The following is a 25572-nucleotide window of genomic DNA, read 5'->3' on the forward strand; positions in this document are numbered from 1 at the left end:
CACATGAAATTCAGTGAACTCTGGTTGCGCGAGTGGGTAAACCCGGCCATCAGCAGCGAAGCATTATCCGATCAAATTACTATGGCCGGCCTGGAAGTGGACGGCGTGGAGCCTGTAGCTGGTGCCTTCAATGGCGTAGTCGTGGGCCATGTTGTTGAGTGCGGTCAGCATCCGAACGCGGACAAACTGCGCGTAACCAAGATTAACGTGGGTGGCGATCGTCTGCTGGACATCGTCTGCGGCGCACCAAACTGCCGTGCTGGCTTGAAAGTGGCTGTTGCAACCGTGGGTGCAGTACTGCCGGGTGACTTCAAGATCAAAGCCGCTAAGCTGCGTGGCGAACCCTCTGAAGGTATGCTTTGCTCGTTCTCCGAACTGGGGATTACCGACGATCATGACGGTATCATTGAGCTACCGGAAGACGCGTCTATCGGAACAGATATTCGCGAATATCTGAAGCTGAACGATAACGCAATCGAAATCAGCGTAACCCCGAACCGTGCAGACTGCCTGGGGATTATTGGCGTTGCACGTGATGTTGGCGTTTTGAATCAGGTCGAGCTGATCGAACCGGATATGAGCCCGGTAGCCGCCACCATTAATGATACGCTGCCAATTCGTGTTGATGCGCCTCAGGCGTGCCCACGCTATCTTGGCCGCGTCGTAAAAGGCATCAACGTTAAGGCTGCCAGCCCTCTGTGGATGCGTGAAAAACTGCGTCGTTGCGGCATCCGCTCCATTGATGCCGTGGTTGATGTGACCAACTACGTACTGTTGGAATTGGGGCAACCCATGCATGCCTTCGATCTGAGCCGCATTGAAGGCGGTATCGTGGTGCGTATGGCAAGCGAAGGTGAAACCCTGACGCTGCTGGACGGTAACGAAGCCAAACTGAACGCCGATACTTTAGTGATTGCCGATCACCAAAAAGCCTTGGCGATGGGGGGCATCTTCGGTGGTGAACATTCCGGTGTCAACGAATCCACCCAGGATGTACTGCTGGAGTGCGCATTCTTTAGCCCGTTGTCCATTACCGGACGTGCGCGCCGCCATGGCTTACACACTGATGCATCACACCGTTACGAGCGTGGCGTTGATCCTGCGTTGCAATATAAAGCAATGGAGCGTGCGACTCGTCTGTTGATTGATATCTGCGGCGGTCAGGTTGGCCCGGTCATTGATGTGACCACTGAAAGCGAACTGCCTAAACGTGCCACCATTACTTTACGTCGTGAAAAACTGGATCGCCTGATTGGTCACGTTGTGCCAAGTGAACAAGTGAGCGACATTCTGCGTCGTTTGGGCTGCCAGGTGACCGAGCAGGGCGATAACTGGCTGGCGGTTGCGCCAAGCTGGCGTTTCGATATGGAAATCGAAGAAGATCTGGTGGAAGAAGTGGCGCGTGTTTACGGCTACAACAATATTCCTGACGTACCGGTACGCGCTGATCTGATCATGACCAAGCACCGTGAAGCGGATCTGACGCTGAAGCGTGTGAAGACCATGCTGGTCGATCACGGTTACCAGGAAGCCATCACCTATAGCTTTGTTGATCCTAAAGTTCAGGCCTTACTGCACCCGGGCGAAGAAGTCTTGATTCTGCCAAGCCCAATTTCGGTAGAAATGTCTGCGATGCGTCTGTCTCTGTGGACTGGCTTGCTGTCTGCGGTCGTCTATAACCAGAATCGTCAGCAAACGCGCCTGCGCATGTTTGAAAGCGGCCTGCGCTTTGTACCTGATACTGCGGCAAATCTGGGTATCCGCCAGGACGTCATGCTAGCAGGGGTTATTGCGGGTCATACGCATGAAGAACATTGGGATCTGGCGCGTAAGCCTGTCGACTTCTATGATTTAAAAGGGGATCTGGAGTCTGTTCTGGAGCTGACCGGTAAATTATCCGAAATTCAGTTCAAGGCAGAGACCAATCCGGCATTGCACCCAGGGCAGAGTGCGGGCATTTATTTCCAAGGTGAACGTGTAGGTTTCATCGGTGTAGTTCATCCGGAACTTGAACGTAAACTGGATCTTAACGGCCGTACCGTGGTGTTCGAACTGGAGTGGAACAAGGTCGCAAGCCGCGCCGTGCCTCAAGCGCGGGAGGTTTCTCGCTTCCCGGCAAACCGCCGTGATATCGCTGTTGTGGTGGCTGAAAACGTCCCCGCAGAAGATATTTTGGCAGAGTGTAAGAAAGTTGGCGCAAATCAGGTAGTTGGCGTAAACTTGTTTGATGTGTACCGTGGCAAGGGCGTGGCAGAGGGTTATAAGAGCCTGGCTATCAGTCTGGTATTGCAGGATACCGCTCGTACACTGGAAGAAGAGGAGATAGCCGTTACCGTTGCAAAATGTGTAGAGGCTCTAAAACAGCGATTCCAAGCATCCTTGAGGGATTGAACCTATGGCGCTTACTAAAGCTGAAATGTCAGAACACCTGTTTGAAAAGCTTGGGCTTAGCAAACGGGATGCCAAAGACCTGGTAGAACTGTTTTTCGAAGAGGTCCGTCGTGCTCTTGAGAACGGTGAGCAGGTGAAACTGTCAGGTTTTGGCAATTTTGATTTGCGTGACAAAAACCAACGTCCGGGGCGTAACCCGAAGACCGGCGAGGACATTCCGATTACGGCGCGCCGCGTGGTCACTTTCCGTCCGGGACAAAAGCTGAAAAGTCGGGTAGAGAACGCAAGCCCGAAAGAGTAAGTTACGTGCAACCAAAAAAGGCCGCTTTTGCGGCCTTTTTCTTTTTGTGTATTAAACCCAGTTTATTCTTAAATTAAAATGGAGGAAATATTCTCAAGTATTAATTGTTGATGGGATTTTTAGCTATAAAATAATATATCGTTTGCGGATTATTCTTATGGTTATTTTTTATTATTGATCATTATAAATAAAAGGGGCCGAAGCCCCTAATAATCAATAATGGTTGTAGTAGTGACCTGGGCCACCGCCTCCCCGGTGTCCACCACCGTAAGGCCCGAAGCAACAGGCGCTGAGCGCCGTAGTCAGCACAGCGACGGTCAGCAGCAGTACAATACGCTTAATCATAATAATATCTCTCTGGTGGGTGTCAGTTTAATTATAAGTGTCGGTAGGGTACCCAGTACGTCAGCTATTCGTTAAACGTTGTTAGCAGCTATAATTATTTAAATAACGGAAATTTGACTGTATGGATTGTGTAAGGGAGATGAAAACGATCTGAAAATAGGCTTTGGTGAGATAGGCGTGAAATAAACGTGCTGATATAACCACCTCAGCGAGAAAATAAAGTAGGAGCGTAAAATGAAAAAGATCCTGTTGCTGGTGTGTTTACCGCTGCTGCTACCGCTGGTGGCACAGGCGGATGTCTCTATCGATATCAACGTACCGGGTGTTGCGGTGCACCTGGGGGATCAGGACCGTCGCGGCTACTATTGGGATGGTTACGACTGGCGCCCACCACAGTGGTGGCATGAACACCAGGGCCGCGGTGTAGGGGAACGCAACAACCGTGGTATGTATTGGGATGGTGGTCGTTGGCAATCCTCGCCGCCGCGCGGATATGATCATCGTGGCCCTGAGCGGGGCGGTAACCCGTTCCACGGTGAACGTGATAATCGTGATAACGGCAATCATCATGACAATGGTGACCGCGATAATGGCCGCGACCATGACAATGGTCACGGCAAACCCTATCCGCAAAACAATAACGACCCACGCCGCTAATTGATTTAACGGCGGCTAATCTTGCCATCACCTGCGGGTAGTGGGCAGGTTTAGCCGCTGTTTTCCTGCTGTTATCCTTATGCAATGCTTTCCCTTCTGAGCCTAACCCCCTAATATTTGACCCAGACGTCAATTATTCGGCCGCTGATCACGGCTTGCAGGGAATCGCCACACTTATGTCAACCCGCCAGACTTTTACCTTATTGCTGCACAAGCAGCGTCATCGCGATAAACGGCATCTCATGTTGTTGACGTTGGGCGTTGCTGTTGCTTTTGTTTTCAGCCTCAGTGCAGGTGATGTATGGCTTTGGCCCACGCAGTGGTCGAGTGACGCGGCGCAGCTGTTTGTCTGGCAATTACGCTTGCCCCGTGCGCTGGCGGTGATGTTGGTGGGAGCGAGTTTGGCGGTTGCTGGTGCGGTAATGCAGGCGCTATTTGAGAATCCGTTGGCTGAACCCGGTTTGCTGGGGGTTGCAAATGGCGCTGGCGTAGCGCTGGTGCTAACGGTGTTGCTGGGGAACGGTCTGCTGCCGGTGGCGATGATGAGCCTAAGTGCTATTGCCGGTGCACTGATAATGACGTTCCTGTTGCTCAGCTTTGCGCGGCGCAAGCGCTTGACCAATGCGCGTTTACTGCTGGTCGGCGTTGCCTTGGGGATTGTGTGCAGTGCCGTGATGACCTGGGCGGTATATTTCAGTTCCAGCCTGGATTTGCGCCAGCTGATGTACTGGATGATGGGAGGATTCGGCGGCGTTGACTGGCGGCAGAAATGGTTGGTGTTGGCGCTGTTGCCCGTATTGTTGTGGTTGTGCGTTCAGGGCAAGGCGCTGAACTTTATGGCGCTGGGTGAAGTACAAGCACGCCAGCTTGGTCTTTCTCTGCACCTCTGGCGCAATCTGTTGGTGTTAGCGATTGGTTGGTTGGTGGGGGTTAGCGTCGCCTTGGCGGGGGTGATCGGTTTTGTCGGGTTGGTGATACCGCATATACTGCGCCTCAGTGGCCTGACCAATCAACGTTATTTATTACCGGGTTGTGCGTTGGCCGGTGCCGGCGTATTGCTTGCGGCCGATGTCATGGCGCGCATTACTCTGCTGTCGGCTGAATTACCCATCGGCGTAGTGACCGCTACGCTGGGTGCACCTCTATTTATCTGGTTACTGATCCGGGTAAAAAGCGTAAGGTAGTTTCTCTGTTCATCTGCAAACAAAACAAGAGGATAAAATCCATGACTCAACCGATTTATGACATTCCACTGAATACCATCCAAAACCAATCCACCACGCTGGGTGCGTATAAAGGCCGCGTGTTACTGGTGGTTAATGTGGCATCTGAGTGTGGCCTGACGAAACAGTACGAAGGGCTGGAAGCTTTGTATGAAACCTATCGGGAACAAGGCTTCGAAGTCCTGGGCTTTCCGTCTAACGAGTTCCTGGGGCAGGAGCCAGGGAGCAACGAAGAAATCCTGGCTTTTTGCCGTGGCACCTTTGGCGTCCAGTTCCCGATGTTTGCCAAACTCGAAGTCAACAGTGAAAACCGACATTCGTTGTATCAGGCATTGATTGCTGCAAAACCTCAAGCCGTTGCACCGCAAGGCAGTGAGTTCCTGGCGCGAATGAGCAGCAAGGGCCGGGCACCGAAGCAAACCGGTGATATTTTGTGGAACTTTGAGAAATTCCTGATCGGGCGTGATGGTACTGTGATTCAGCGTTTCTCCCCGGACACGACGCCGGAAGATCCTGCCTTGGTTGCCGCTATTAAACAGGCGTTGGCCAAATAAAAAGAAGGAGTGGTAATTAAGCATGCTGCAACTCAGTCAGGTTGGGGTAGAAGGGCGTTTTGCTCCGTTTTCAGCACAGGTCGATGCTGGGTTGCAGTTTCACCTTATTGGTCCGAACGGTGCCGGTAAAAGCACGCTGCTGGCGCGACTGGCGGGGATATTGCCAGGTACGGGGGATATCTTGCTCGCCGGGAAGCGATTGGAAGACTATCAGGGCAATGCGCTGGCGTTGCGCCGTGCCTATTTGAGCCAACAACAACCTCCTGTGGCGCTCATGCCCGTCTTCCAATATCTGGAACTGCATCGACCGGCGGGTGCTGCAGAAGAAGCTCTGGAAAGTACCATTCTTTATCTCTGTCAGCGTTTAAAACTGATGGACAAATTGTCCCGTATGTTGACTCAATTATCCGGCGGAGAATGGCAACGGGTGCGTCTGGCGGCCGTATTACTGCAAGCCTGGCCGACTGTCAATCCTCGGAGCCAACTGCTACTGCTGGACGAACCGACGAACAGTTTGGACGTGGCACAGAAGGTTGCTTTGGATAGGTTGTTGCGAGAGTTTTGTCAGAGTGGGCGCAGTGCATTAGTTTGCGCGCATGACCTCAATCATACGTTACAGCAGGCTGACCGAGTTTGGTTATTGCATGCAGGCCGCTTGGTTGCCCAAGGAACCACGCAGGAAGTGATGGAGCCGTTATTGCTTTCAACAATTTATGACGTGGATTTTCACCTGCAGGCGGTTGGCGATCAACGTTGGATTATGACCAAAACAGCATAGTTTGTTAGTGCGGTTAAAATTCGTGCTAAACGAAAATTAAACGGACCCGATATAAATAGCCGGGTAACGACCGGCGTTATTTCCCTTTTTGCTTAAAATTGTCTATCCAATCTTGAAAACCGTCGCTGACGTGCTACGATGATTAAGTTCAAAAACAATAAGTAAATAATTATATATAACTATAACTAATTGATTCTTAAATCAATTTAATTTTATGATGATGGCCCTCGCAGATCAGATAGTTAACTGATAATAAATCGCATCTTAAGGTTTAGTTAAGCTTGCGGCCGTACATTGGCAGTTAATCCACCAGGAACGATTCTCTCTGGCGTTTAATATTCGTTAAATAAAAGAGATCTACAGTGTCATTAAAAGAAGTTTGATACGTTTGGGGTTAACTATGGATCAATTTTTACCTTTCTCACGCCCAGCGATTGGCGATGAAGAAATCGCGGCGGTAGAAAGGGTATTGCGCTCAGGTTGGATTACTACCGGGCCGCAAAATCAGCAGTTGGAAAGTGAGTTTTGCGCTACCTTCGGCTGTAAACATGCCATTGCTGTTTGTTCCGCCACCGCTGGTATGCACATCACCCTGATGGCTCTGGGTATTGGCCCAGGCGACGAAGTTATCACACCCTCACAAACCTGGGTTTCTACCCTCAACATGATTGAATTGCTCGGCGCGACGCCGGTCATGATTGACGTTGATCGCGATACACTGATGGTCAGCGCCAGCGATGTTGAAGCTGCAATTACTGCAAAAACCAAAGCTATTGTTCCGGTACATTACGCTGGCGCGCCCCTGCAAATGGATGCATTGCGCGATGTGGCTCAACGCCACAACATTCCCCTGATTGAAGACGCCGCCCACGCAGTTGGTTCCCGTTACAATGGTGAGTGGGTGGGTGCACGTGGCACGGCAATTTTCTCATTCCACGCGATTAAAAACCTGACCTGTGCCGAAGGTGGCCTGATTGCCACCGACGATGACGAATTGGCGGATCGCCTGCGTTGTTTGAAATTCCACGGCCTGGCCGTTGATGCTTTTGATCGCCAGCAACTGGGGCGCAAACCTCAGGCCGAAGTGGTTGAGCCTGGCTACAAGTACAATCTTTCTGATATTCATGCAGCCATCGCCGTGGTGCAACTGGCCCGCTTACCGCAGCTTAATGCTCGCCGCAAAGCGCTGGCGCAGCGTTATCTCACCGCGCTGGAAGGCTCGCCTTTCTTGCCGTTGGGCTTGCCGGATTACCCGCATGATCACGCGTGGCATCTGTTTATGGTACGTGTTGACGCCGAGCGTTGTGGGATCGACCGTGACCAACTGATGGAGCGCTTGAAAGAAGTGGGTATTGGCACCGGTCTGCATTTCCGCGCGGCCCACACTCAAAAGTTTTACCGTGAACGTTATCCGCAGCTGTCCTTGCCGAATACTGAATGGAACTCGGCGCGCCTGTGTACCTTACCGTTATTCCCTGATATGACCGACGACGATGTTGATCGCGTGGTCAAAGCCTTGTCTTCTGTTGTGGAGTCGTTACGTGTCTCGCGTTGAACCGATTAAAAAAGTTTCGGTGGTTATTCCGGTATACAACGAGCAGGAAAGCTTACCTGCTTTGCTTGAGCGTACCAGTGCTGCCTGTAAACAATTGACCCAACCTTATGAAATTATCCTGGTCGATGACGGCAGCAGCGACAACTCTGCTGACATGTTGACCGCCGCGGCTGAACAGCCAGGCAGCTGTGTTATTGCTGTATTGCTTAACCGTAACTACGGCCAGCACTCGGCGATCATGGCCGGTTTCAATCAGGTGAGCGGCGATCTGGTGATTACGCTGGATGCCGATTTGCAAAACCCGCCAGAAGAGATCCCGCGTTTAGTGCGCGTGGCGGAAGAAGGCTATGACGTTGTGGGCACCGTACGTGCTAATCGTCAGGATTCCTGGTTCCGAAAAAGTGCCTCGCGCATTATCAATATGATGATCCAACGCGCTACCGGCAAATCGATGGGGGACTACGGTTGCATGCTACGTGCCTACCGCCGCCATATTATCGAGGCAATGTTGAACTGCCACGAACGCAGTACCTTTATCCCTATTCTGGCTAATACCTTCGCGCGCCGCACCACAGAAATTGAGGTGCTGCATGCTGAGCGTGAATTTGGCGATTCCAAATATAGCCTGATGAAGCTGATTAACCTGATGTATGACCTGATCACCTGTCTGACAACAACACCGCTGCGTTTGCTCAGCGTGGTGGGCAGCGTGATAGCTCTTTCAGGTTTCGTATTGGCAGTGCTGTTGATCGCTCTGCGTTTGATTATGGGACCTGAATGGTCAGGCGGCGGGGTGTTCACCCTGTTTGCCGTATTGTTTACCTTTATCGGCGCCCAATTTGTCGGCATGGGCCTGCTGGGAGAGTACATCGGTCGTATCTATACCGACGTGCGTGCTCGTCCCCGTTATTTTGTTCAGAAAGTGGTCGGCGAACAACCGACTCACAATACTCAGGAAGAAGAATAATGAAAGCTATTGTATTTGCTTACCATGATATTGGCTGCGCAGGTCTGAAAGCGCTGACTGACGCAGGCTATGATGTTCAGGCGGTATTCACGCATACCGACGATCCTGGTGAGAACAACTTCTTCTCCTCCGTTGCCCGCTTGGGTGCAGAATTGGAGTTGCCGGTTTATGCGCCGGATGACGTTAACCACCCGCTGTGGATCGAACGTATCCGTCAGATGCAGCCGGACGTTATTTTCTCATTCTATTATCGCAATCTGCTGAGCGACGAACTTCTGTCACTGGCACCGAAAGGCGGTTTCAACCTGCACGGTTCACTGCTGCCACACTACCGTGGTCGCGCACCAGTGAACTGGGTGTTGGTGAATGGTGAAACCGAAACCGGCGCGACGCTGCATAAAATGGTCAAGCGCCCAGATGCAGGTGACATCGTTGGTCAACGTAAAGTGGCGATCGCCGCGGATGACACTGCCCTGACGTTGCACAAAAAAGTATTGGAAGCAGCGCAGGTACTGCTGAAAGATGAGTTGCCAAAACTGAAAAACGGCACAGCCACTTTCACCGCGCAAAATGAAGCCGAAGCCAGCTATTTTGGTCGCCGCACTGCGGCAGACGGCGAAATTCTGTGGCATAAATCCGCTCAGGAAATCAACAACCTGGTGCGTGCTGTTACCGAACCTTACCCAGGTGCTTTCAGCTATCTCGGTCAGCGGAAATTGATCGTCTGGCGCGCCCGTGTACTGGATACTCAGCATGACAAGCAGCCGGGTACCGTGCTCAGCACTTCTCCGCTGATCATTGCCTGTGGTGAAGGTGCACTGGAAATTGTTGCTGGCCAAAACGATGTGGGCCTGTACGTGCAGGGCAGCCGTCTGGCACAGGAAATGGGTATCGTCACCGACGTGCGCCTGGCCGCGAAGCCAAACGCAGTGATGAAGCGCAGAACACGCGTGCTGATCCTCGGCGTTAACGGTTTCATCGGTAACCACCTGACCGAACGTTTGTTGCGTGATGACCGTTACGATATTTACGGTCTGGATATCGGCTCTGACGCTATCAGCCGTTTCCTGGATAACCCGCGTTTCCACTTTGTGGAAGGTGACATCAGCATTCACTCCGAGTGGATTGAGTATCACATTAAGAAATGTGATGTCGTTCTGCCGTTGGTGGCGATTGCGACGCCAATCGAATATACCCGCAACCCACTGCGTGTGTTCGAGCTGGATTTTGAAGAAAACCTGAAAATCGTCCGTGATTGCGTGAAATACAATAAGCGCATTATCTTCCCGTCCACCTCCGAAGTGTATGGCATGTGTGACGATAAGGAATTTGACGAAGACCACTCACGCCTGATTGTGGGTCCAATCAACAAACAGCGTTGGATTTACTCGGTGTCCAAGCAGTTGCTGGATCGGGTTATCTGGGCATACGGTGCCAAAGAAGGCCTGAAGTTCACACTGTTCCGTCCGTTTAACTGGATGGGGCCTCGTCTGGATAACCTGGATGCCGCGCGTATTGGTTCTTCCCGTGCCATTACCCAGCTGATCCTCAATCTGGTCGAAGGTTCTCCAATCAAATTGATGGATGGCGGGGCGCAAAAACGTTGCTTCACTGACATCAACGACGGTATCGAGGCACTGTTCCGTATTATCGAAAACCGCGATGGCCTGTGTGACGGTCAGATCGTTAACATCGGTAACCCGACCAATGAAGCCAGCATCCGCGAATTAGCAGAAATGCTGCTCGAAAGCTTCAATAACCACCCGTTGCGCGATCGCTTCCCGCCGTTTGCCGGTTTCAAAGATGTGGAAAGCAGCAGCTACTACGGTAAAGGTTATCAGGACGTTGAGCACCGTACGCCAAGCATCAAGAATGCACGTCGCTTGCTGGATTGGCAGCCGACTATCGCGATGCAGCAAACCGTTGCTGATACGCTGGATTACTTCTTGCGCACAACCGTTCAGGAAGGTGACGGTGCATGAAGAAAGTCGGTCTGCGAGTTGATGTAGATACCTTCAGCGGCACCCGGGAAGGGGTGCCGCAGTTGCTGGAGTTGTTCGATAAGTACAATATTCAGGCCAGTTTCTTTTTCAGCGTAGGACCGGACAATATGGGGCGCCATCTGTGGCGCCTTTTGCGTCCGAAATTCCTGTGGAAAATGCTGCGTTCTAACGCTGCATCACTGTATGGCTTGGATATTTTGCTGGCAGGTACCGCCTGGCCGGGACGCAATATCTCCCGTCGGCTGGGTCCGTTGATGAAACTTACCGCAGAGGCCGGGCATGAGGTCGGGTTACATGCCTGGGATCACCAGGGTTGGCAGGCCAAAGTTGGCCGCTGGTCTGAGGCTGAGCTGACGCAGCAGGTTCAACTTGGTGTGGACGCACTGGCTGCCAGTACCGGTCAGCCGGTTAAATGTTCGGCGGTTGCCGGCTGGCGTGCAGATACGCGGGTGTTGGAAGTGAAGCAGCGCTTTGGTTTTCACTACAACAGCGATTGCCGCGGTACGCATCCCTTCCGTCCTGTGTTAAGCGATGGTCGCCTGGGAACCGTACAGATTCCCGTCACGCTACCGACCTTTGATGAGGTGATTGGTAGTGAAGTGAGTATGGCTGACTTTAACGATTACATTCTGCGGGCCATTGAAAGCGATCAGGGTGTGCCGGTATATACCATTCACACTGAAGTAGAGGGTATGTCACAGGCAGCAATGTTTGAGCAGTTACTGCAGCGGGCGCAACGGCAGGGCATAGAATTCTGTCCGTTAAGCGCACTGTTGCCCCAAGATTTGGCTTCATTGCCATTGGGCCGCGTCGAGCGTGCTCCTTTCCCTGGCCGCGAAGGTTGGCTGGGCTGTCAAACCGATGTGAAGGACGATTCATGAAGGCGCTAAAAGGATCATGGGCCATTTTATTGGCCATTTTTTTTGCTTTGGTTTACCTGATTCCTCTCAACGGTCGCCTGTTGTGGCAACCGGATGAAACTCGCTATGCTGAAATCAGCCGAGAGATGCTGCAGCGTGGCGACTGGGTCGTGCCGCATTTGCTCGGTCTGCGCTATTTTGAAAAACCGGTCGCCGGCTATTGGTTCAACAACATCAGCCAATGGTTGTTTGGTGATACTAACTTTGCGGTGCGCTTTGGTTCGGTATTTAGCACCGGCATGACTGCGTTACTGGTGTTTGTACTGGCAATGCTGATGTGGCGCAATGCCCACCGCGCTTGCCTGGCGGTACTGATTTTCCTGTCTATGGTGCTGGTATTCAGCATCGGCACCTACAGCGTATTGGATCCGATGATATCGTTGTGGCTGGCTGCAGCCATGGTCAGTTATTACCTGACGCTGAAATCCACCACGGTTAAAGGCAAGCTGGGTGGCTACGTGCTGCTGGGCTTAGCTTGTGGAATGGGCTTTATGACCAAGGGCTTCCTGGCACTGGCGGTGCCGGTGATTGCGGTGATCCCGATTGTTATTCAGCAGCGGCGGATTAAAGATCTGTTGATTTATGGCCCTGTGGCGATCGTGGTTGCGGTACTGCTGAGCTTGCCTTGGGCGCTTGCCATTGCTCAACGTGAGCCGGACTTCTGGAATTACTTCTTCTGGGTTGAACATATTCAGCGTTTCGCTGAAGACAACGCCCAGCATAAAGCACCATTCTGGTATTACATCCCGATTCTGATGGCCGCCGTATTGCCATGGCTGGCACTCTTGCCGGGGGCGCTGCTCAAAGGCTGGCGTGAACGGGTTCAACGACCTGAACTGTTCTTCTTGCTGAGTTGGGTGATGATGCCGTTGATCTTCTTCAGCATCGCCAAGGGCAAGTTGCCAACCTATATTCTGCCATGCATGGCGCCGATGGCGCTGTTAATGGCGGCTTATGCTGAAGATTGCGTGGCGGCACTGCGCAGTAAGGTCTTCAAGGTTAACGCCGTATTAAACGGGTTGTTTGGATTGATCGGCATCTTGGCGCTGGTGGTTCTGGGCTCCGGGTTGTTGCCTAAAGTGCATTTGTTTACCGCACAAGAGTGGCCGAAGATCGTCATCGGTATTATCGCCTTTGCCGGTTGGTTGCTGTTTGCTGTCGTATCGGTGCGTAATAACGCAAAACGCTGGAGCTGGGCGGCGGCTTGTCCGTTGTTGCTGTGCCTGCTGATTGGTTATGCTATTCCACAACAGGTCACTGACTCCAAATTGCCGCAAAACTTCGCGCAGGCCAATATGGCGGAGTTAAGCCACAGTCGCTATGTATTGACTGATAGCGTTGGCGTGGCTGCGGGTTTGGCCTGGGAATTGAAGCGCAGCGATGTGCTGATGTTTAACCAGAAGGGCGAAGTTTCCTATGGGTTGGACTACGCGGATGCGCGTAGCCATTTCGTCAGCGATGCTGATTTCCCGCAGTGGTTGGCTCAGGCACGCAAGCAGGGTGATGTTTCACTGGTCTTGCAGTTGTCCCGAGGCGAAAGCATTGACCAGCAAAATCTGCCGAAAGCAGATAAGGTGCAGGTAATGAATCGTCTGGCATTGTTCTGGTACCAACAGCAGCCATGATCATCGGCTATCTGTTGGTCATTGTGGTCAGCTTGCTCACCTGTGGTGGGCAGCTGTGCCAGAAACAGGCCGCTCAGTGCTGGCAGTTAGCTCCCGCCGTCAGGCGGGGGCCAACGCTGCGTTGGCTGGCACTGGCGGTATTGCTGTTGGGGCTAGGTATGGCGGTGTGGCTTAACGTATTGCAACGTTTGCCGCTCAGTTTGGCCTATCCGACACTCAGCCTGAACTTTGTGCTGGTGACGCTTGCCGCCCGCTGGTTGTTTAAAGAACCGACTACCGTACGGCATTGGTGTGGTGTAGGTTCGATTATGCTGGGGATCCTGCTGATGAGTATAAATCCATGAGAGGTTATGCCTGGGGCGCTGCCAGCGTATTGCTGGTTACGCTGGCACAGCTGTTAATGAAATGGGGGATGTCGCAGATCCCACTGATGTCATTTGCTGATGTTACTCTCAGTTTGTTTAGTCAATATTGGCTACCGCTTCTGGCGGTCAGTGGCGGTATCTTTGGCTATGCATTGTCGATGCTATGCTGGTTCTTCGCGCTCCATCATTTGCCCCTTAACCGCGCTTATCCATTGCTGAGTGTCAGTTATGCATTGGTCTACCTGGCAGCGGTGATTTTGCCATGGTTTAACGAATCGGCCACCTTACTGAAAACATTGGGTACGCTGTTTATCCTGTTTGGCGTGTGGTTGATTAACAGCCAGACTAAGGTAAAAACGCCCCAATAACACAAAAACTGCCGCTAATACGATTATCTCCTTCACAGCGCTTGCCTTTTTCCCCCGGTGGGGGATAAATTAGCCCAAAATAGCGATCTCCTTACGTGGTGCCAGCTTTGCCTCGCAGGCGGTATGCTTTACCGGACGGCATGATGCGGCAGCGTGTTCAATGAAGGGATATATGCGGATGCGTATTTGGTTTTTACTCGCCAGTTTAATACTGGCTGGTTGCAGCAGCCATGCACCGCCTCCAAGCGGCCGGTTGGCGGACTCCATTGTGGTGGTGGCTCAGTTAAATGAGCAGCTGCGCCAATGGTACGGTGCACCTTATCGTTACGGTGGAGTGGATCGGGGCGGCGTTGATTGCTCCGGGTTCGTCTATCGCACCTTCCGCGACCGTTTCGATATGCAATTACCTCGCTCCACAGCAGAGCAAACGTCTCTGGGTACCAAAGTGTCACGTGATGAGCTAATGCCGGGCGATTTGGTCTTTTTCAAAACCGGTGCTGGCGAGAACGGTTTGCACGTGGGTATTTATGATACGAACGATCAGTTCATACACGCGTCCACCAGCCGGGGCGTGATGCGATCGTCACTGGACAACGTGTATTGGAAGAAAGCCTACTGGCAAGCTCGCCGCATTTAGTCTTAACTCTTTGATTTGGTGTATCATGGTGGTATCACGTATTTAACGGTGACCGCCATGACACGTTTACGCTTACTGATTTCCGATTCTTACGATCCTTGGTTCAATCTGGCTGTGGAAGAATGTATCTTCCGCGAAATGACGACGCAGAAAATTCTGTTCTTATGGCGCAACGCCGAAACAGTGGTCATTGGCCAGTCACAAAACCCGTGGAAAGAGTGCAATACCCGCAGGATGGAGCAGGACGGCATTCGCCTGGCTCGGCGTAGCAGCGGCGGTGGCGCGGTATTTCACGATCTGGGGAATACCTGCTTTACCTTTATGGCGGGCAAACCCGATTACGATAAGACGGTCTCCACCGGGATTATTTTGCAGGCGTTGGCACAGCTGGGTATTTCCGCCACCGCATCCGGGCGTAATGATCTGGTGATCGAGACCGCAGACGGCGTACGCAAAATCTCCGGTTCGGCCTACCGAGAAACGCAGGATCGCGGGTTCCACCACGGTACGTTATTGCTGAACGCCGATCTTAACCGCTTGGCGGACTACCTTAATCCGGACCCAAAAAAATTGCAGGCTAAAGGCATCACGTCCGTGCGTTCTCGCGTTGCCAATTTGTCCGAGTTTCAATCCGGTATCAGCCATGAGCAAGTGTGTGACGCCGTGACTCAGGCGTTCTTTGATTACTATGGAGAGACTGTCTCGGCGGAGATCATCTCACCTGATGTTTATCCCAACCTGCCGGATTTTGCCGCGCAGTTCGCCAAACAAAGCAGTTGGGAATGGAATTTTGGTAAAGCGCCGGCGTTTAGTCATTTGCTGAATGAACGTTTTGTCTGGGGCGGAGTAGATATCTTCTTTGACGTAGAAAAGGGACTCATCTGTCGGGCGCAAATCTTTACCGACAGCCTTAGCCCGGCACCATTACAACGTTTAGCCGAAATGCTGATTGGCTGTGCCTACCGTAGTGATGCATTGGCAGCTTGCTGTGACAGTCTGATTACCCAGTTCCCAGAACAGGGGACTGAATTGGCCGAGCTGCGGCAATGGCTGGTAGAGACGATTAAATAACATTCAGGTTCTGAATCTTCTGGGATGAGGCAACTCATCCCTTTTTTATGCCAGAAAGAAGGAGATACTGTCTTCCGTTATCCCCTCCTTGCTAAAAAATGCAGTTAAAACACTGGGGTAGCATAGATTTCTTAGAAATCAAGGTGGCATTTTTTTACAGTTTCAATGCAAGGAATAACGGGTGAAATTGATGCGTAATTAAATTTAATCAGTTTATGTGCTGCTTGTGCTTATGCAGGTTGTATGCCGTGTTAATAGATTACTGTCTTTAGGATTTTCTTTAATGAAAACAATGATAATAAGTCAAATTTTCAGCGTGACTATATCACTTAAGCTAAATATCGCTTTGGTTTTGGTGTAATGCTCGGGTTTTCCCTTAAGCCAAATTGTTTTTGTTTCAGTCTGTTGTAACCTGGATATAGCTTTAATCTATCAATTAAATGATAAGTTATGGATAACTGCATTGATATTTCCGATTAATCTCAGAGGGATTGATCGATAAAATATATTGATATACGATGAGGTGCTCGCCATTCAGCCTGTGGCATTGAAATGAAAATCCAATTCGAAGCTGACTTTATTAGTAGCTATGTTTTTCAACCTGTTTACTCAATGGAGGGCAGGCTGTTAGCGGTAGAAATCTTGAACCGTTTTAATAGTCTGGACGGTGATTTGGCTATGCCGGCTGACATTGGGATTAATTTATTGACCGCTGAGCAAAGGATTGAGTTATTTAATGAGCAATTGAAATTGGCAGAACAGAATGCATCCTGGTTTGCCGAAAACAACGTGTTGTTGACGCTTAATATCGAAGAAACTCTTGTCGATCTGATTCTCACTGATGATCAACTGTGCGAACGCATCAGGAAATGGCCATTTATTGCCTTTGAAATCAGTGAAGGTTTTCCAAATCTTTCGGCAGGTAAAAACAATGAAAAAATCTACCAGCTTAGCGAGAGGTTTTCGCTGTGGTTGGATGATTTTGGTTCTGGTCAGGCAACATTGACCGCATTGTATGATGGTTTGTTCGACTATGTGAAAATTGACAAGCGTTTTTACTGGCAGTTGTTTACCCATCAGGGATATGACGTGGTCATTGACTCGCTATTAAAAAATATCAATCTGCTGTGTAAGGGGGTGATCGTCGGAGGAATAGAGAAAGAGGAATACTTTAATAAGCTCAGACATGCTGGCGTTTTTGGGCTGCAAGGTTTTTTATGGCCTAGCGTCGGTGTGGGTAATCTGGCAGCGTTACGGGTAACACCCGATGAGTTTAAAAACAATAATTGAGAGTACTGCACACAACGGAGCCAATAATGGACTGGATGATTTTTTCTGTGATTCCGGCGCTGTTATTCATTATCATTTTTTCGCTGATTAAGTACTTTATCTACCAGCGTAAAAAAGCATTTAAGCCGTATCGGCATAAACGCTGATCTCCCCGCATCTGCCCACGTTTCAGGCAGATGCGTTCTCCCTACATTTCCTCTGTGTTAATCGCTCCGTCCTGGCTCTACACTAGCGGTAACGGAGGGCCTATGCCGCAGTTTGAAAATGCTTACCATCATCAGTTACCCGGTTTCTATACCGAATTGAATCCTACGCCGCTGAAAGGTGCCCACCTGCTGTATCACAGTGAGCCGCTCGCACGCGAGTTAGGGCTGGACGAAAGTTGGTTTACCCAAGATAAAACCGCGATTTGGGCGGGGGAAACGCTGTTGCCGGGGATGAAGCCGTTGGCTCAGGTGTACAGTGGGCACCAGTTCGGTGTTTGGGCTGGACAGTTGGGCGATGGACGCGGCATTCTGCTGGGTGAACAACGACTTGCCGATGGCCGCAGTATGGACTGGCATCTAAAAGGGGCCGGAATGACGCCCTATTCGCGTATGGGCGATGGCCGCGCGGTGCTACGCTCGGCCATCCGTGAGTTCCTGGCCTCTGAGGCAATGCATCATCTGGGTATCCCCACTACGCGAGCACTGACCATCGTGACCAGTGAGCAACCCGTCTACCGTGAACAGCCGGAACACGGCGCGATGCTATTGCGTGTAGCGGAAAGCCATGTCCGCTTCGGCCACTTTGAACATTTCTACTACCGCAAACAGCCAGTGCAGGTGCAACAATTGGCTGATTTTGTCATTGCCCGCCATTGGCCGCAGTTTCAAGATCAGAGTGATGGCTACTTGCTGTGGTTTACCGATGTCGTCGAACGTACCGCACGGCTTATCGCCCATTGGCAGACCGTTGGGTTCGCACACGGTGTGATGAATACCGATAATATGTCGATTCTTGGTATTACCATCGACTATGGTCCGTATGGCTTCCTCGACGATTACCAGCCCGACTATATCTGCAACCATTCTGACCACCAGGGTCGTTATGCATTCGACAATCAGCCAGCAGTCGCATTGTGGAACCTCCATCGCCTGGCACAGACTTTGTCTGGGCTGATGAGCACTGAACAGCTACAGATGGCGCTGGCGGCCTATGAGCCGGCCCTGATGCGAGCCTATGGGGAACAAATGCGGGCCAAGCTTGGTTTCTTCACGCAGTCACAGCAGGATAATGACCTGCTTACCGGGTTGTTGAGCATGATGGCGCAAGAAGGGCGGGATTATAGCCGCACCTTCCGTTTGTTGAGCCAAACGGAACAACAACAGGCACAATCGCCACTACGGGATGAGTTTATTGATCGCGCTGCGTTCGACAGTTGGTATCAGCAATACCGCCAGCGTTTGCAGCAAGAACAGGTGAGTGATGCCGAACGTCAACAGGCAATGAATGCTGTGAATCCTAAGTTAATCCTGCGCAATTATCTGGCGCAGCAGGCGATTGAAAGTGCTGAGCAGAATGATGTCAGCAAACTGGCACGTCTGCATCAGGCTTTGCTGACGCCGTTTGCTGATGCCGCACAATACGATGATCTCGCCGCATTGCCACCGGATTGGGGCAAACACCTGGAGATATCCTGCTCGAGTTGATTGGGGAAAGTGTCGGGCACGGTATACCGAGCCCGACACCAGGCACTATTGGCGTAGATATACTTGCGGTAAGGCAACTTCCGGATGATGTACCACACCCAAATCCGCCTGGTACCAGCGGGTGAGAATATCGGCCTGTAGGACTTCTTGTGGTGTTCCCGAGGCAACCAACTGCCCTTGATGCAGCAATAAAATACGATCTGCATACAGTGCGGCTAAATTGAGATCGTGAAGCACGCAACACACGGCAATGGGCTGTTGGCGTGTCAGTGTACGCAGCAATCTCAGCGTATGTTGCTGGTGGTAAAGATCCAGTGCTGAGGTTGGTTCATCAAGAAATAACCAGGCTGGCGTTGGTTGTGGTTGCCAAAGTTGAGCCAACACACGAGCAAGTTGCACTCGCTGCTGCTCACCGCCGGAAAGTTGGCGATAATCTCGTTGTGCCAAGTCGAGACAGTCGGTTTGCGCCATCACCTGTTGTATTGCTAGCTGCGCATCACGCTTACCATGTGGCGCTCGCCCCATGCTGACCACTTCCTCTACGGTAAAGGGAAAAGCCAAATCGCTATGTTGGCGCATCACCGCACGCACTTTCGCCAGTTGCTGGGGTTGCCACTGTTCCAACGGACGTCCAAGTAACTGGCATTCGCCACAGCCTGGAGCTAAATACCCGGTTAACAAACGCAGCAACGTCGATTTACCCGCACCGTTAGGTCCGATAATTGCGACCATTTCACCACTGTTGATGCTGAGTGAAACGTCGTTGATTAACCTGCGTGAACCCAGGCTGTAGCGTAATTGCTGCGCGGTCAGACTTGATGTGTTATCCACCCACACGCTCCCGCTGGCGCATAACCAGCCATAAGAAGTAAGGCCCGCCAATCAGACTGGTCATCAAACCGACGGGCATTTCCGCCGGTGCAACCAGCGTGCGTGCAAACGTATCACTGACCAACAACAGGCAGGCTCCCCCCAGAGCAGAGCAAGGTAACAGCCAGCGATGGTCACCGCCAAGGCGCATACGCACCAAATGCGGCACCACAAGGCCGATAAAGCCAATAACACCGCTCATCGCGACTGCCGCACCAATCAACAAGGCGCTCAATAACAACAACTGCAGTTTGGCACGTTGGACATTTACACCAAGGTAATGGGCCTCTTCATCACCCAGTTGCAATAAGTTCAGTCGACGTGCCTGCAACAGTGTGAGTAGGGTGGCGGGTAAGATAAGCGAGGCGGAAACGGCCAGCGTAGGCCACTGTGACTGGCTCAAGCTGCCCATCATCCACAATGAAAACTGACGCAATTGCTGATCATTACTGAGGTAAGACAGCACGCCAATTGCTGCCATACACAGCGCATTAATGGCAATGCCTGCCAGTAGCAGACGCGACAGGCTGCCGTGGCCACTGCGACTGATCCCGTAGATCAAGATCGATACCAGCATACTGCCGAGAAACGCTGCCAGCATGTGGCCATAGAGGGCGATCACCGGTGGCAAGGCCAGCGGCATGACAATAATCAGCGCGACAAACAGTGCGCCGCCACTGCTGATACCCAATAGACTGGGGTCCGCCAACGGGTTGCGGAACAGCCCCTGCATGACGGCGCCGGATACGGCCAACGCGCAACCAATCACCACCGCTAACAGGACGCGCGGCAGGCGGATATTCAACCAGATATGCCAGGTTGTGTCGCTAAAGGGTTGTTGCCACAAAGTGCGGAATGACAACGTCAGTGCCCCCATATTGGCGGCGCCCAGAGCCAGCACAGCCAGCAACACCAGCAGACCGGTAATCGCCAGGCGTGGGGAAGTGCGGCTGTGCATTACTTTTGCTCCGCCGCATTGCGCAATTTAGCCAGTGCGGCAGGTGTTTCTAACCCAAAGCCGAGCAGCGCCATATCATCAACGATCAGCACACGATGTTGTTTACCTGCGGGCGTGAGGGCGATGCCGGGTAATTTCCAAAGCTGTTCCTGTCCACCGAGAGTTTTAATGCCGTCAGTAGTGACCAGCAGCAGGTCGGGAGCGCTGGCGATCACGCCTTCCTGCGACAGTGGGCGGTAGCGGCTGAATCCTTGCATGGCGTTTTTCAGACCTGCAGCGGTAATGACAGCATCGGCCGCGGTGTGCTGCCCGGCAGCCATGGGTGTAATACCGCCATGGCTCATGACGAACAAGACCCTAACCGGCAAGGCATCCGTTTTTATCGCCGCCAGTTGTTGCTGGTAGCGGGTGTTTAACTGCTTACCTTGGTCGGTTCGTTGCAGCGCATCGGCGATGACGGTGATTTTTTCCGGCACGCTCTGCAACGTTGTATCGCCTGGAATGCGCACCACTTTAACGCCGCTTTCTTCCAGCTGTTTGAGTACCAGAGCCGGCTCGGCCAACGCAGTAGTCAGTACCAGCGTGGGTTTTAACGCCAGAATGCCTTCGGCATTGAGTTGGCGCATGTAGCCGACATCCGGCAGTTTTTTGACGACTTCCGGTTGCAGACTGGTACTGTCTCGCGCTATCACTTCATCGCCCGCGCCCAGTGCGAAGGCAATTTCGGTGACGTCACCACCTATCGAGACAATACGTTCGGCCGCTGACGCGGTGAACGGTAACGCCAGCGTAATACACAACGCCAGGCGACGGATCAATGAAGGTTTCATGCGGCAATGTCCTTAGGCTCAAGTGCGGCGACTTGTTCACGCCACTGGGTTTGTTCAGGTTGACCCTCAGTACGTTGGCCATAGAGCTGGGCAATTTGTGTGCCGTCAGCAGCGAACAATTCCAGGCTGGTGACAAAGCCGTCTTTGGTCGGTTTACGGGTGATCCAACTTTCGGCGATTGCATCTTCGATTAGATGCAGGGTAAAGCGACGGTTAAAGACGTTAATCCAGCCTTCCTGTGGCATCAGACGTTCAATCTGGCCGGTGAATATCTGCACGCAACCACGGTTGCCGACAAAAATCATGATCTCGTTTTGTAAGCTGTGGGCGGCATCAAGCAATTGCGCCAAGGCGCTGTTATCGACCCGATAAGCCAGATCATTACCGACGGCCTTGAAGGCCTGCTGGCGCGTCAGTTTGTTGCGGCTCAACAACTGGAAGAATTGGTGAACATCGGTCATTTCACGCCATTCGCGGTCGATCTTTTCGTTGTCCGGTGCGGCGTTACTGACGGTGGCGTCCGGGGCTTTCAGTTCCAACGTCGGATTGTCTGCACTCAGGTGACGTTCCACCAGTGCCATCCAGGCGGCCAGGTCGGTTTCGTCGGTGGTGTATACCTTATGCAACGCGTCCCCCTGATGATCGAAGAACTGAATGCTGTGACGTACACCGCGCTTGTTGGTTTCGCTCATGGCGAATACGCTGGCCCATTGATTGAGGAACAGCCGCAAATCCAATTCACGTGGGTTGAGGATCAGTCCAGCGTGGCCGTTCAGGTGCTGGTTACGGTACCGGCCCATTTGCTCATGCACTGCATAGCTGTTGCGAGTGATGGATTTGGTGACGCCAACCTGCTCCAGCTCGGTCAGCAGGGTACGAGCATCGGCCTGCAGACGACGAGTATCCTGACCAACGCGAGCATGGGTCAGTTCCGCTTCGCTGACGCCAAGCAGCTCGGCCAGATCGCGCGCGTATTTGCCTGGGTTATCAATTTTGGCCTGCTGGTAGCATTCGTAGAGGGTATTGCTCATAGATAGTTCTCCTGTGTGAGGTTCAATCGGCGGGCATTCGGGTTGCCCGCCGGAATTAAAACGTTACCACTGATAGCTGACCAGCAGTTTTGCGTTACGGCCATCCTGCGGAATGCCCTGTGGCGAGTAGTATTCTTTGTCGAATGCGTTACCCAGAACTACCGTAGTAGTGATGCCTTGCAGGCGTTCACGCCCTTTATAGCTCAGATAAAAATCGTTGATGCCGTAGCCACCTTGTTCTGGTGTGCCGGTTTCTACACGACTAGCGCGTTGGGTGAGAGTGGCTACCCAACCGGTTGACAAGCCTGTTTCACCCAGCGGGATATCCAGTGTGCTCGTGACGGTATCCGGATTGATGCTGTTTAGCCATTCGCCACTGGTTTCGTTCTTGCCGCGAGTACGGTTGTATGCCAAGTCCCAGCCAAAAATTGAAGTTTTATAACTCAGCATGGCGTCCCAACCCCAGATTTTTGCCCGGTCAATGTTGGTCGAGAAAGTGGTACAACTGATGCAATAAGGGCCACGCGGGCCACGACCCAATTCCATGGTGACATCTGTTGTGATGTAGTCCCGGGCCTTGGTGTCGAAGTAGCTGGCTTTGAATTGCAGGCTGTCATCAGCCAACAGCAGGTCGTCAAAGCGTAATCCGAAACCATATTCTTGGGTCGCATTGGTTTCAGGTTTCAGGTTTGGGTTGGGCACCCAATTGTTAGTAATAGTGGTTGGCCCCATAGGGATCGAAAAATGCTTGGAGTCGTTGTACATCTCACCCATCGTTGGGGCACGGAAGGCCTGCGAGTAGGAACCGAACAGCATCAACCAGTCAGTTGGCGTGATGCTGACTGCACCACGTGAGGACCACTTGTCGGCATCCACATCTGCATACCCGTCGCTAGAGCCTTTATAATTATCGTAACGCGTCCCAGCAAGCAGGGTGATTGGCAAATCACGCAAGGTAATTTCGTCTTGTAACCAGCCAGAAGCAAAGTTGATTTTTGCCTGTGGGAAGCTTTCCGTTGCGCCGCCTGGCGTTTGTTCCTGCTTGTAAGCTTCACTGCCGTAGGTAAACAAGTGGGAAGCGAAGGTGTCCGCGAACAATCGCGTGCGGTTTTCCAGCTTCGCACCACGGGTGGTTTGTTTGCGAGCCTCATCTTCACTGCCGTTGGTGTGCGCGTTAATCTCTACTTCGGAATAATAGACTTTGGCTTCTGCATCGAGCCAGTCTTGGTCTACAGGTTTCAATTTGTAGCTGAGTTGACCGTCACGTTGGATTGTCGAACGGTCAGTCATCCGGTTACCGCTGCTACTGGCGGACTCTTGCGGGTTTTTGGGCTCCTGAGCCCGGTTATTGTAGTAACGCAAATCCCCGCTTAACGACTGGTTCTCATCGAGCGTCCAGGTTCCTTTAGCCAGTACATTACTAATGGTTTCATCATTCGGCGCATCAAAACCGTTACCCTGGCGCAGATTACCGACATCGCGGGTGCCGAATGACAGCAGGCCGTCGAGGTTGTCAGTCTTGCCGTAGGCGCTGGCGCCCATACCCAGGCTGTGATCGCCGCTGCCGGCGGTGCCATAAACCCGGTAGCCGCTATTATGGCCTGGCAGCAACAAATCAGCGGCATTCACCGTTTCATAGGCAATTACGCCACCCAGAGCACCGCTGCCATACAGCAGGGCCGAAGGGCCTCGTACCACTTCGATACGTTTTACCAACGCAGGATCGAGGAAGGTCGCACCAAGGTGTCCTGTGTCGGTACCCTGACGGATGCCATCAACTAATGTCAGTACGCCATTTTTACCGTAACCGCGCATAAAAACGTCCTGGCCATTACTGCGGCCGGTGCCATTGACGGTAATACCCGGCACGCGGCGTAGCATATCGGCGGCGCTGGTGGCGGTTTGGCTTTGCGGCGTATCGCGATCGATCACTGTCACCATCATTGGGGCTTCAAAGCTGCTTCGCGCGTTGCCGGTGGCGGCCACGGTCATTGTTTCGTCGCTGGTTTTGTCCTTTTTCGCTGGCGAAGCCGCCGTCGTAGAAAGAGAAGAAGTCGTGCTGTTGGTTTGTGCAAAAGTCACCGTCGGCAGAGCGCAGGCAATCGCCAGACTCAATGCGGATAAACGCAGCCGGGTGTAAGGAATCAGAGGCATGTCGCAACTCTCCGTATGTTTTTAACATATCAATAGATTTGCTGGCTGCCTGGATCAAAAACGATCGGGGTGGCTGGCGTTAAGGGATAGGTATTACTTGGTCAGGATCAATTTCCCGGCTTTAGTCTGCCGCAACTGGTAGCGCTGGCCCTGATGGATGATGATCGCCACACCGTCAGCGTCGAGCAGTTGTACGCTGTCGTAGCAGGGAGGTGAGACCAGATCGCTGTCAGCGGAGGACGCGGTTTTGGCAGGCTGGTTGTGGTCGTTATGATCCATCGTCATGTGTGTATAAAGCCGATTTTAAATGGTAATTAATATCAAATTGAGAATCATTATCATGTGAACGAAAGGTTACATCAAGGAAAATTTTCTTACCAATGGAACCTTTTTGCAGGAAAGTGATGTGATACGGGCTGAGCAACTCAGCCCGTAAAAAATGCGGTTATTTCAGCAGAGTTTCAATGCGGTCAAATAAACGTTCGGGTTTGGTGATCGGTGCGAAACGTTTCACACGTTGTCCGTCGGCTGTCAGCAGGAACTTGGTGAAATTCCATTTGATGCGCTGGCTACCTAATACACCCGGTGCCAATCGCTTTAATTCGTTAAAGAGCGGGTGTGCGCCGGGGCCGTTTACCTCAACTTTACTGAACAACGGGAAGCTGACGCCGTAGTTCAGCGTGCAGAAGTTGGCAATTTCCAGTGGATCGCCGGGTTCTTGCGCCCCGAATTGATTGCAGGGAAAACCCAGTACCATCAGACCGCGCTCGCGGTAGTATTGCCAAAGGTTTTCCAACCCACGGTACTGCGGAGTAAACCCGCATTTGCTGGCGGTATTCACCACCAAATAAGCCCGGGCGGGAAAATCACCCAGGGTTTTGTGTTCCCCTTGCAATGTAATGCAGGGGATGGATAACAGTGAATTGCTCATGCAGGGAACTCCATATCCTGTGACAGAAGCGCTCTATAGCGCTGCAATAGGCATAAT

General features: G+C 52.1%; 25 protein-coding genes. 17 read left to right on the forward strand and 8 right to left on the reverse strand.

Annotated elements, in window-relative coordinates:
- Window positions 1-3: 3 nt before the first annotated feature.
- Together pheT and ihfA are read left to right on the forward strand one after the other, a co-directional pair.
- Window positions 4-2391, forward strand: coding sequence for a phenylalanine--tRNA ligase subunit beta (pheT, locus tag SGBXF1_RS10750; protein ID WP_186428350.1), 2388 nt, complete (start codon window positions 4-6; stop codon window positions 2389-2391).
- Between the two features lie 4 nt (window positions 2392-2395).
- A complete protein-coding gene (gene ihfA / locus SGBXF1_RS10755; protein WP_004943604.1) occupies window positions 2396-2692 on the forward strand; it encodes an integration host factor subunit alpha in 297 nt (98 codons plus the stop codon).
- A 213-nt stretch (window positions 2693-2905) separates the two neighbouring features.
- On the opposite strand, the gene SGBXF1_RS23950 is transcribed toward ihfA, so the two are convergent.
- Complete coding sequence (locus SGBXF1_RS23950; RefSeq protein WP_037418578.1) at window positions 2906-3037, reverse strand: hypothetical protein; 132 nt, start codon at window positions 3035-3037, stop codon at window positions 2906-2908.
- Between the two features lie 234 nt (window positions 3038-3271).
- Here SGBXF1_RS23950 and SGBXF1_RS10760 point away from each other — a divergent pair, with 234 nt between their 5' ends.
- From SGBXF1_RS10760 to SGBXF1_RS10830, 15 genes are all read left to right on the forward strand, one after another.
- Window positions 3272-3694, forward strand: coding sequence for a DUF2502 domain-containing protein (locus tag SGBXF1_RS10760; protein ID WP_130380422.1), 423 nt, complete (start codon window positions 3272-3274; stop codon window positions 3692-3694).
- A 176-nt stretch (window positions 3695-3870) separates the two neighbouring features.
- The gene (btuC, locus tag SGBXF1_RS10765) at window positions 3871-4878 is read left to right on the forward strand and encodes a vitamin B12 ABC transporter permease BtuC (RefSeq protein WP_186428351.1); all 1008 of its coding nucleotides are present in this window, start codon (window positions 3871-3873) and stop codon (window positions 4876-4878) included.
- A gap of 41 nt (window positions 4879-4919) precedes the next feature.
- Window positions 4920-5471, forward strand: a complete 552-nt coding sequence (locus SGBXF1_RS10770; protein ID WP_186428352.1) for a glutathione peroxidase — start codon at window positions 4920-4922, stop codon at window positions 5469-5471.
- A 22-nt stretch (window positions 5472-5493) separates the two neighbouring features.
- Window positions 5494-6249 (forward strand): vitamin B12 ABC transporter ATP-binding protein BtuD, encoded by a 756-nt coding sequence (gene btuD, locus SGBXF1_RS10775; RefSeq protein ID WP_037418589.1) that lies wholly within the window; start codon window positions 5494-5496, stop codon window positions 6247-6249.
- A gap of 400 nt (window positions 6250-6649) precedes the next feature.
- Window positions 6650-7804, forward strand: a complete 1155-nt coding sequence (arnB, locus tag SGBXF1_RS10780) for a UDP-4-amino-4-deoxy-L-arabinose aminotransferase (protein ID WP_037418591.1) — start codon at window positions 6650-6652, stop codon at window positions 7802-7804.
- Window positions 7791-8771 carry an undecaprenyl-phosphate 4-deoxy-4-formamido-L-arabinose transferase gene (gene arnC, locus SGBXF1_RS10785; protein WP_037418594.1) on the forward strand — a complete coding sequence of 327 codons (981 nt, stop codon included), beginning with the start codon at window positions 7791-7793 and terminating at the stop codon, window positions 8769-8771. Before arnB ends, arnC begins: the two co-directional genes overlap by 14 nt.
- Window positions 8771-10753: a bifunctional UDP-4-amino-4-deoxy-L-arabinose formyltransferase/UDP-glucuronic acid oxidase ArnA gene (arnA, locus tag SGBXF1_RS10790; RefSeq protein WP_037418597.1), complete on the forward strand. Its 1983-nt coding sequence runs from the start codon at window positions 8771-8773 to the stop codon at window positions 10751-10753. Before arnC ends, arnA begins: the two co-directional genes overlap by 1 nt.
- Window positions 10750-11655: a 4-deoxy-4-formamido-L-arabinose-phosphoundecaprenol deformylase gene (gene arnD, locus SGBXF1_RS10795; protein ID WP_130380430.1), complete on the forward strand. Its 906-nt coding sequence runs from the start codon at window positions 10750-10752 to the stop codon at window positions 11653-11655. Before arnA ends, arnD begins: the two co-directional genes overlap by 4 nt.
- The gene (gene arnT, locus SGBXF1_RS10800; RefSeq protein ID WP_186428353.1) at window positions 11652-13319 is read left to right on the forward strand and encodes a lipid IV(A) 4-amino-4-deoxy-L-arabinosyltransferase; all 1668 of its coding nucleotides are present in this window, start codon (window positions 11652-11654) and stop codon (window positions 13317-13319) included. Before arnD ends, arnT begins: the two co-directional genes overlap by 4 nt.
- Entirely contained in the window at window positions 13316-13663 is a 348-nt protein-coding gene (gene arnE / locus SGBXF1_RS10805; RefSeq protein ID WP_061807563.1) for a 4-amino-4-deoxy-L-arabinose-phosphoundecaprenol flippase subunit ArnE, read from the forward strand. The genes arnT and arnE overlap by 4 nt, the downstream gene beginning before the upstream one ends.
- On the forward strand, window positions 13660-14052 hold the full coding sequence (gene arnF, locus SGBXF1_RS10810) for a 4-amino-4-deoxy-L-arabinose-phosphoundecaprenol flippase subunit ArnF (RefSeq protein ID WP_037418607.1): 393 nt from the start codon (window positions 13660-13662) through the stop codon (window positions 14050-14052). The genes arnE and arnF overlap by 4 nt, the downstream gene beginning before the upstream one ends.
- A 172-nt stretch (window positions 14053-14224) precedes the next feature.
- Entirely contained in the window at window positions 14225-14689 is a 465-nt protein-coding gene (locus SGBXF1_RS10815; protein ID WP_037418610.1) for an NlpC/P60 family protein, read from the forward strand.
- Between the two features lie 57 nt (window positions 14690-14746).
- Window positions 14747-15760, forward strand: a complete 1014-nt coding sequence (locus SGBXF1_RS10820) for a lipoate--protein ligase (RefSeq protein ID WP_130380434.1) — start codon at window positions 14747-14749, stop codon at window positions 15758-15760.
- Between the two features lie 552 nt (window positions 15761-16312).
- Window positions 16313-17050 (forward strand): EAL domain-containing protein, encoded by a 738-nt coding sequence (locus SGBXF1_RS10825; RefSeq protein ID WP_037418614.1) that lies wholly within the window; start codon window positions 16313-16315, stop codon window positions 17048-17050.
- A gap of 248 nt (window positions 17051-17298) precedes the next feature.
- Complete coding sequence (locus SGBXF1_RS10830; RefSeq protein WP_130380436.1) at window positions 17299-18741, forward strand: protein adenylyltransferase SelO; 1443 nt, start codon at window positions 17299-17301, stop codon at window positions 18739-18741.
- Between the two features lie 45 nt (window positions 18742-18786).
- On the opposite strand, the gene SGBXF1_RS10835 is transcribed toward SGBXF1_RS10830, so the two are convergent.
- From SGBXF1_RS10835 to SGBXF1_RS10865, 7 genes are all read right to left on the reverse strand, one after another.
- Window positions 18787-19572 (reverse strand): heme ABC transporter ATP-binding protein, encoded by a 786-nt coding sequence (locus SGBXF1_RS10835; protein ID WP_037418616.1) that lies wholly within the window; start codon window positions 19570-19572, stop codon window positions 18787-18789.
- Complete coding sequence (locus SGBXF1_RS10840; RefSeq protein ID WP_037418618.1) at window positions 19565-20569, reverse strand: FecCD family ABC transporter permease; 1005 nt, start codon at window positions 20567-20569, stop codon at window positions 19565-19567. The genes SGBXF1_RS10835 and SGBXF1_RS10840 overlap by 8 nt, the downstream gene beginning before the upstream one ends.
- A complete protein-coding gene (locus SGBXF1_RS10845; protein WP_186428354.1) occupies window positions 20569-21399 on the reverse strand; it encodes a heme/hemin ABC transporter substrate-binding protein in 831 nt (276 codons plus the stop codon). The genes SGBXF1_RS10840 and SGBXF1_RS10845 overlap by 1 nt, the downstream gene beginning before the upstream one ends.
- Window positions 21396-22430: a hemin-degrading factor gene (locus SGBXF1_RS10850; RefSeq protein WP_186428355.1), complete on the reverse strand. Its 1035-nt coding sequence runs from the start codon at window positions 22428-22430 to the stop codon at window positions 21396-21398. Before SGBXF1_RS10850 ends, SGBXF1_RS10845 begins: the two co-directional genes overlap by 4 nt.
- A gap of 63 nt (window positions 22431-22493) precedes the next feature.
- Window positions 22494-24584, reverse strand: coding sequence for a TonB-dependent hemoglobin/transferrin/lactoferrin family receptor (locus tag SGBXF1_RS10855; RefSeq protein ID WP_186428356.1), 2091 nt, complete (start codon window positions 24582-24584; stop codon window positions 22494-22496).
- A 93-nt stretch (window positions 24585-24677) separates the two neighbouring features.
- Window positions 24678-24863, reverse strand: a complete 186-nt coding sequence (gene hemP / locus SGBXF1_RS10860) for a hemin uptake protein HemP (protein WP_130383010.1) — start codon at window positions 24861-24863, stop codon at window positions 24678-24680.
- A gap of 166 nt (window positions 24864-25029) precedes the next feature.
- Complete coding sequence (locus SGBXF1_RS10865; protein ID WP_037418626.1) at window positions 25030-25515, reverse strand: glutathione peroxidase; 486 nt, start codon at window positions 25513-25515, stop codon at window positions 25030-25032.
- Window positions 25516-25572: the final 57 nt, after the last annotated feature.

Source organism: Serratia grimesii (assembly GCF_900186025.1).
Taxonomy (GTDB): Bacteria; Pseudomonadota; Gammaproteobacteria; order Enterobacterales; family Enterobacteriaceae; genus Serratia; species Serratia grimesii.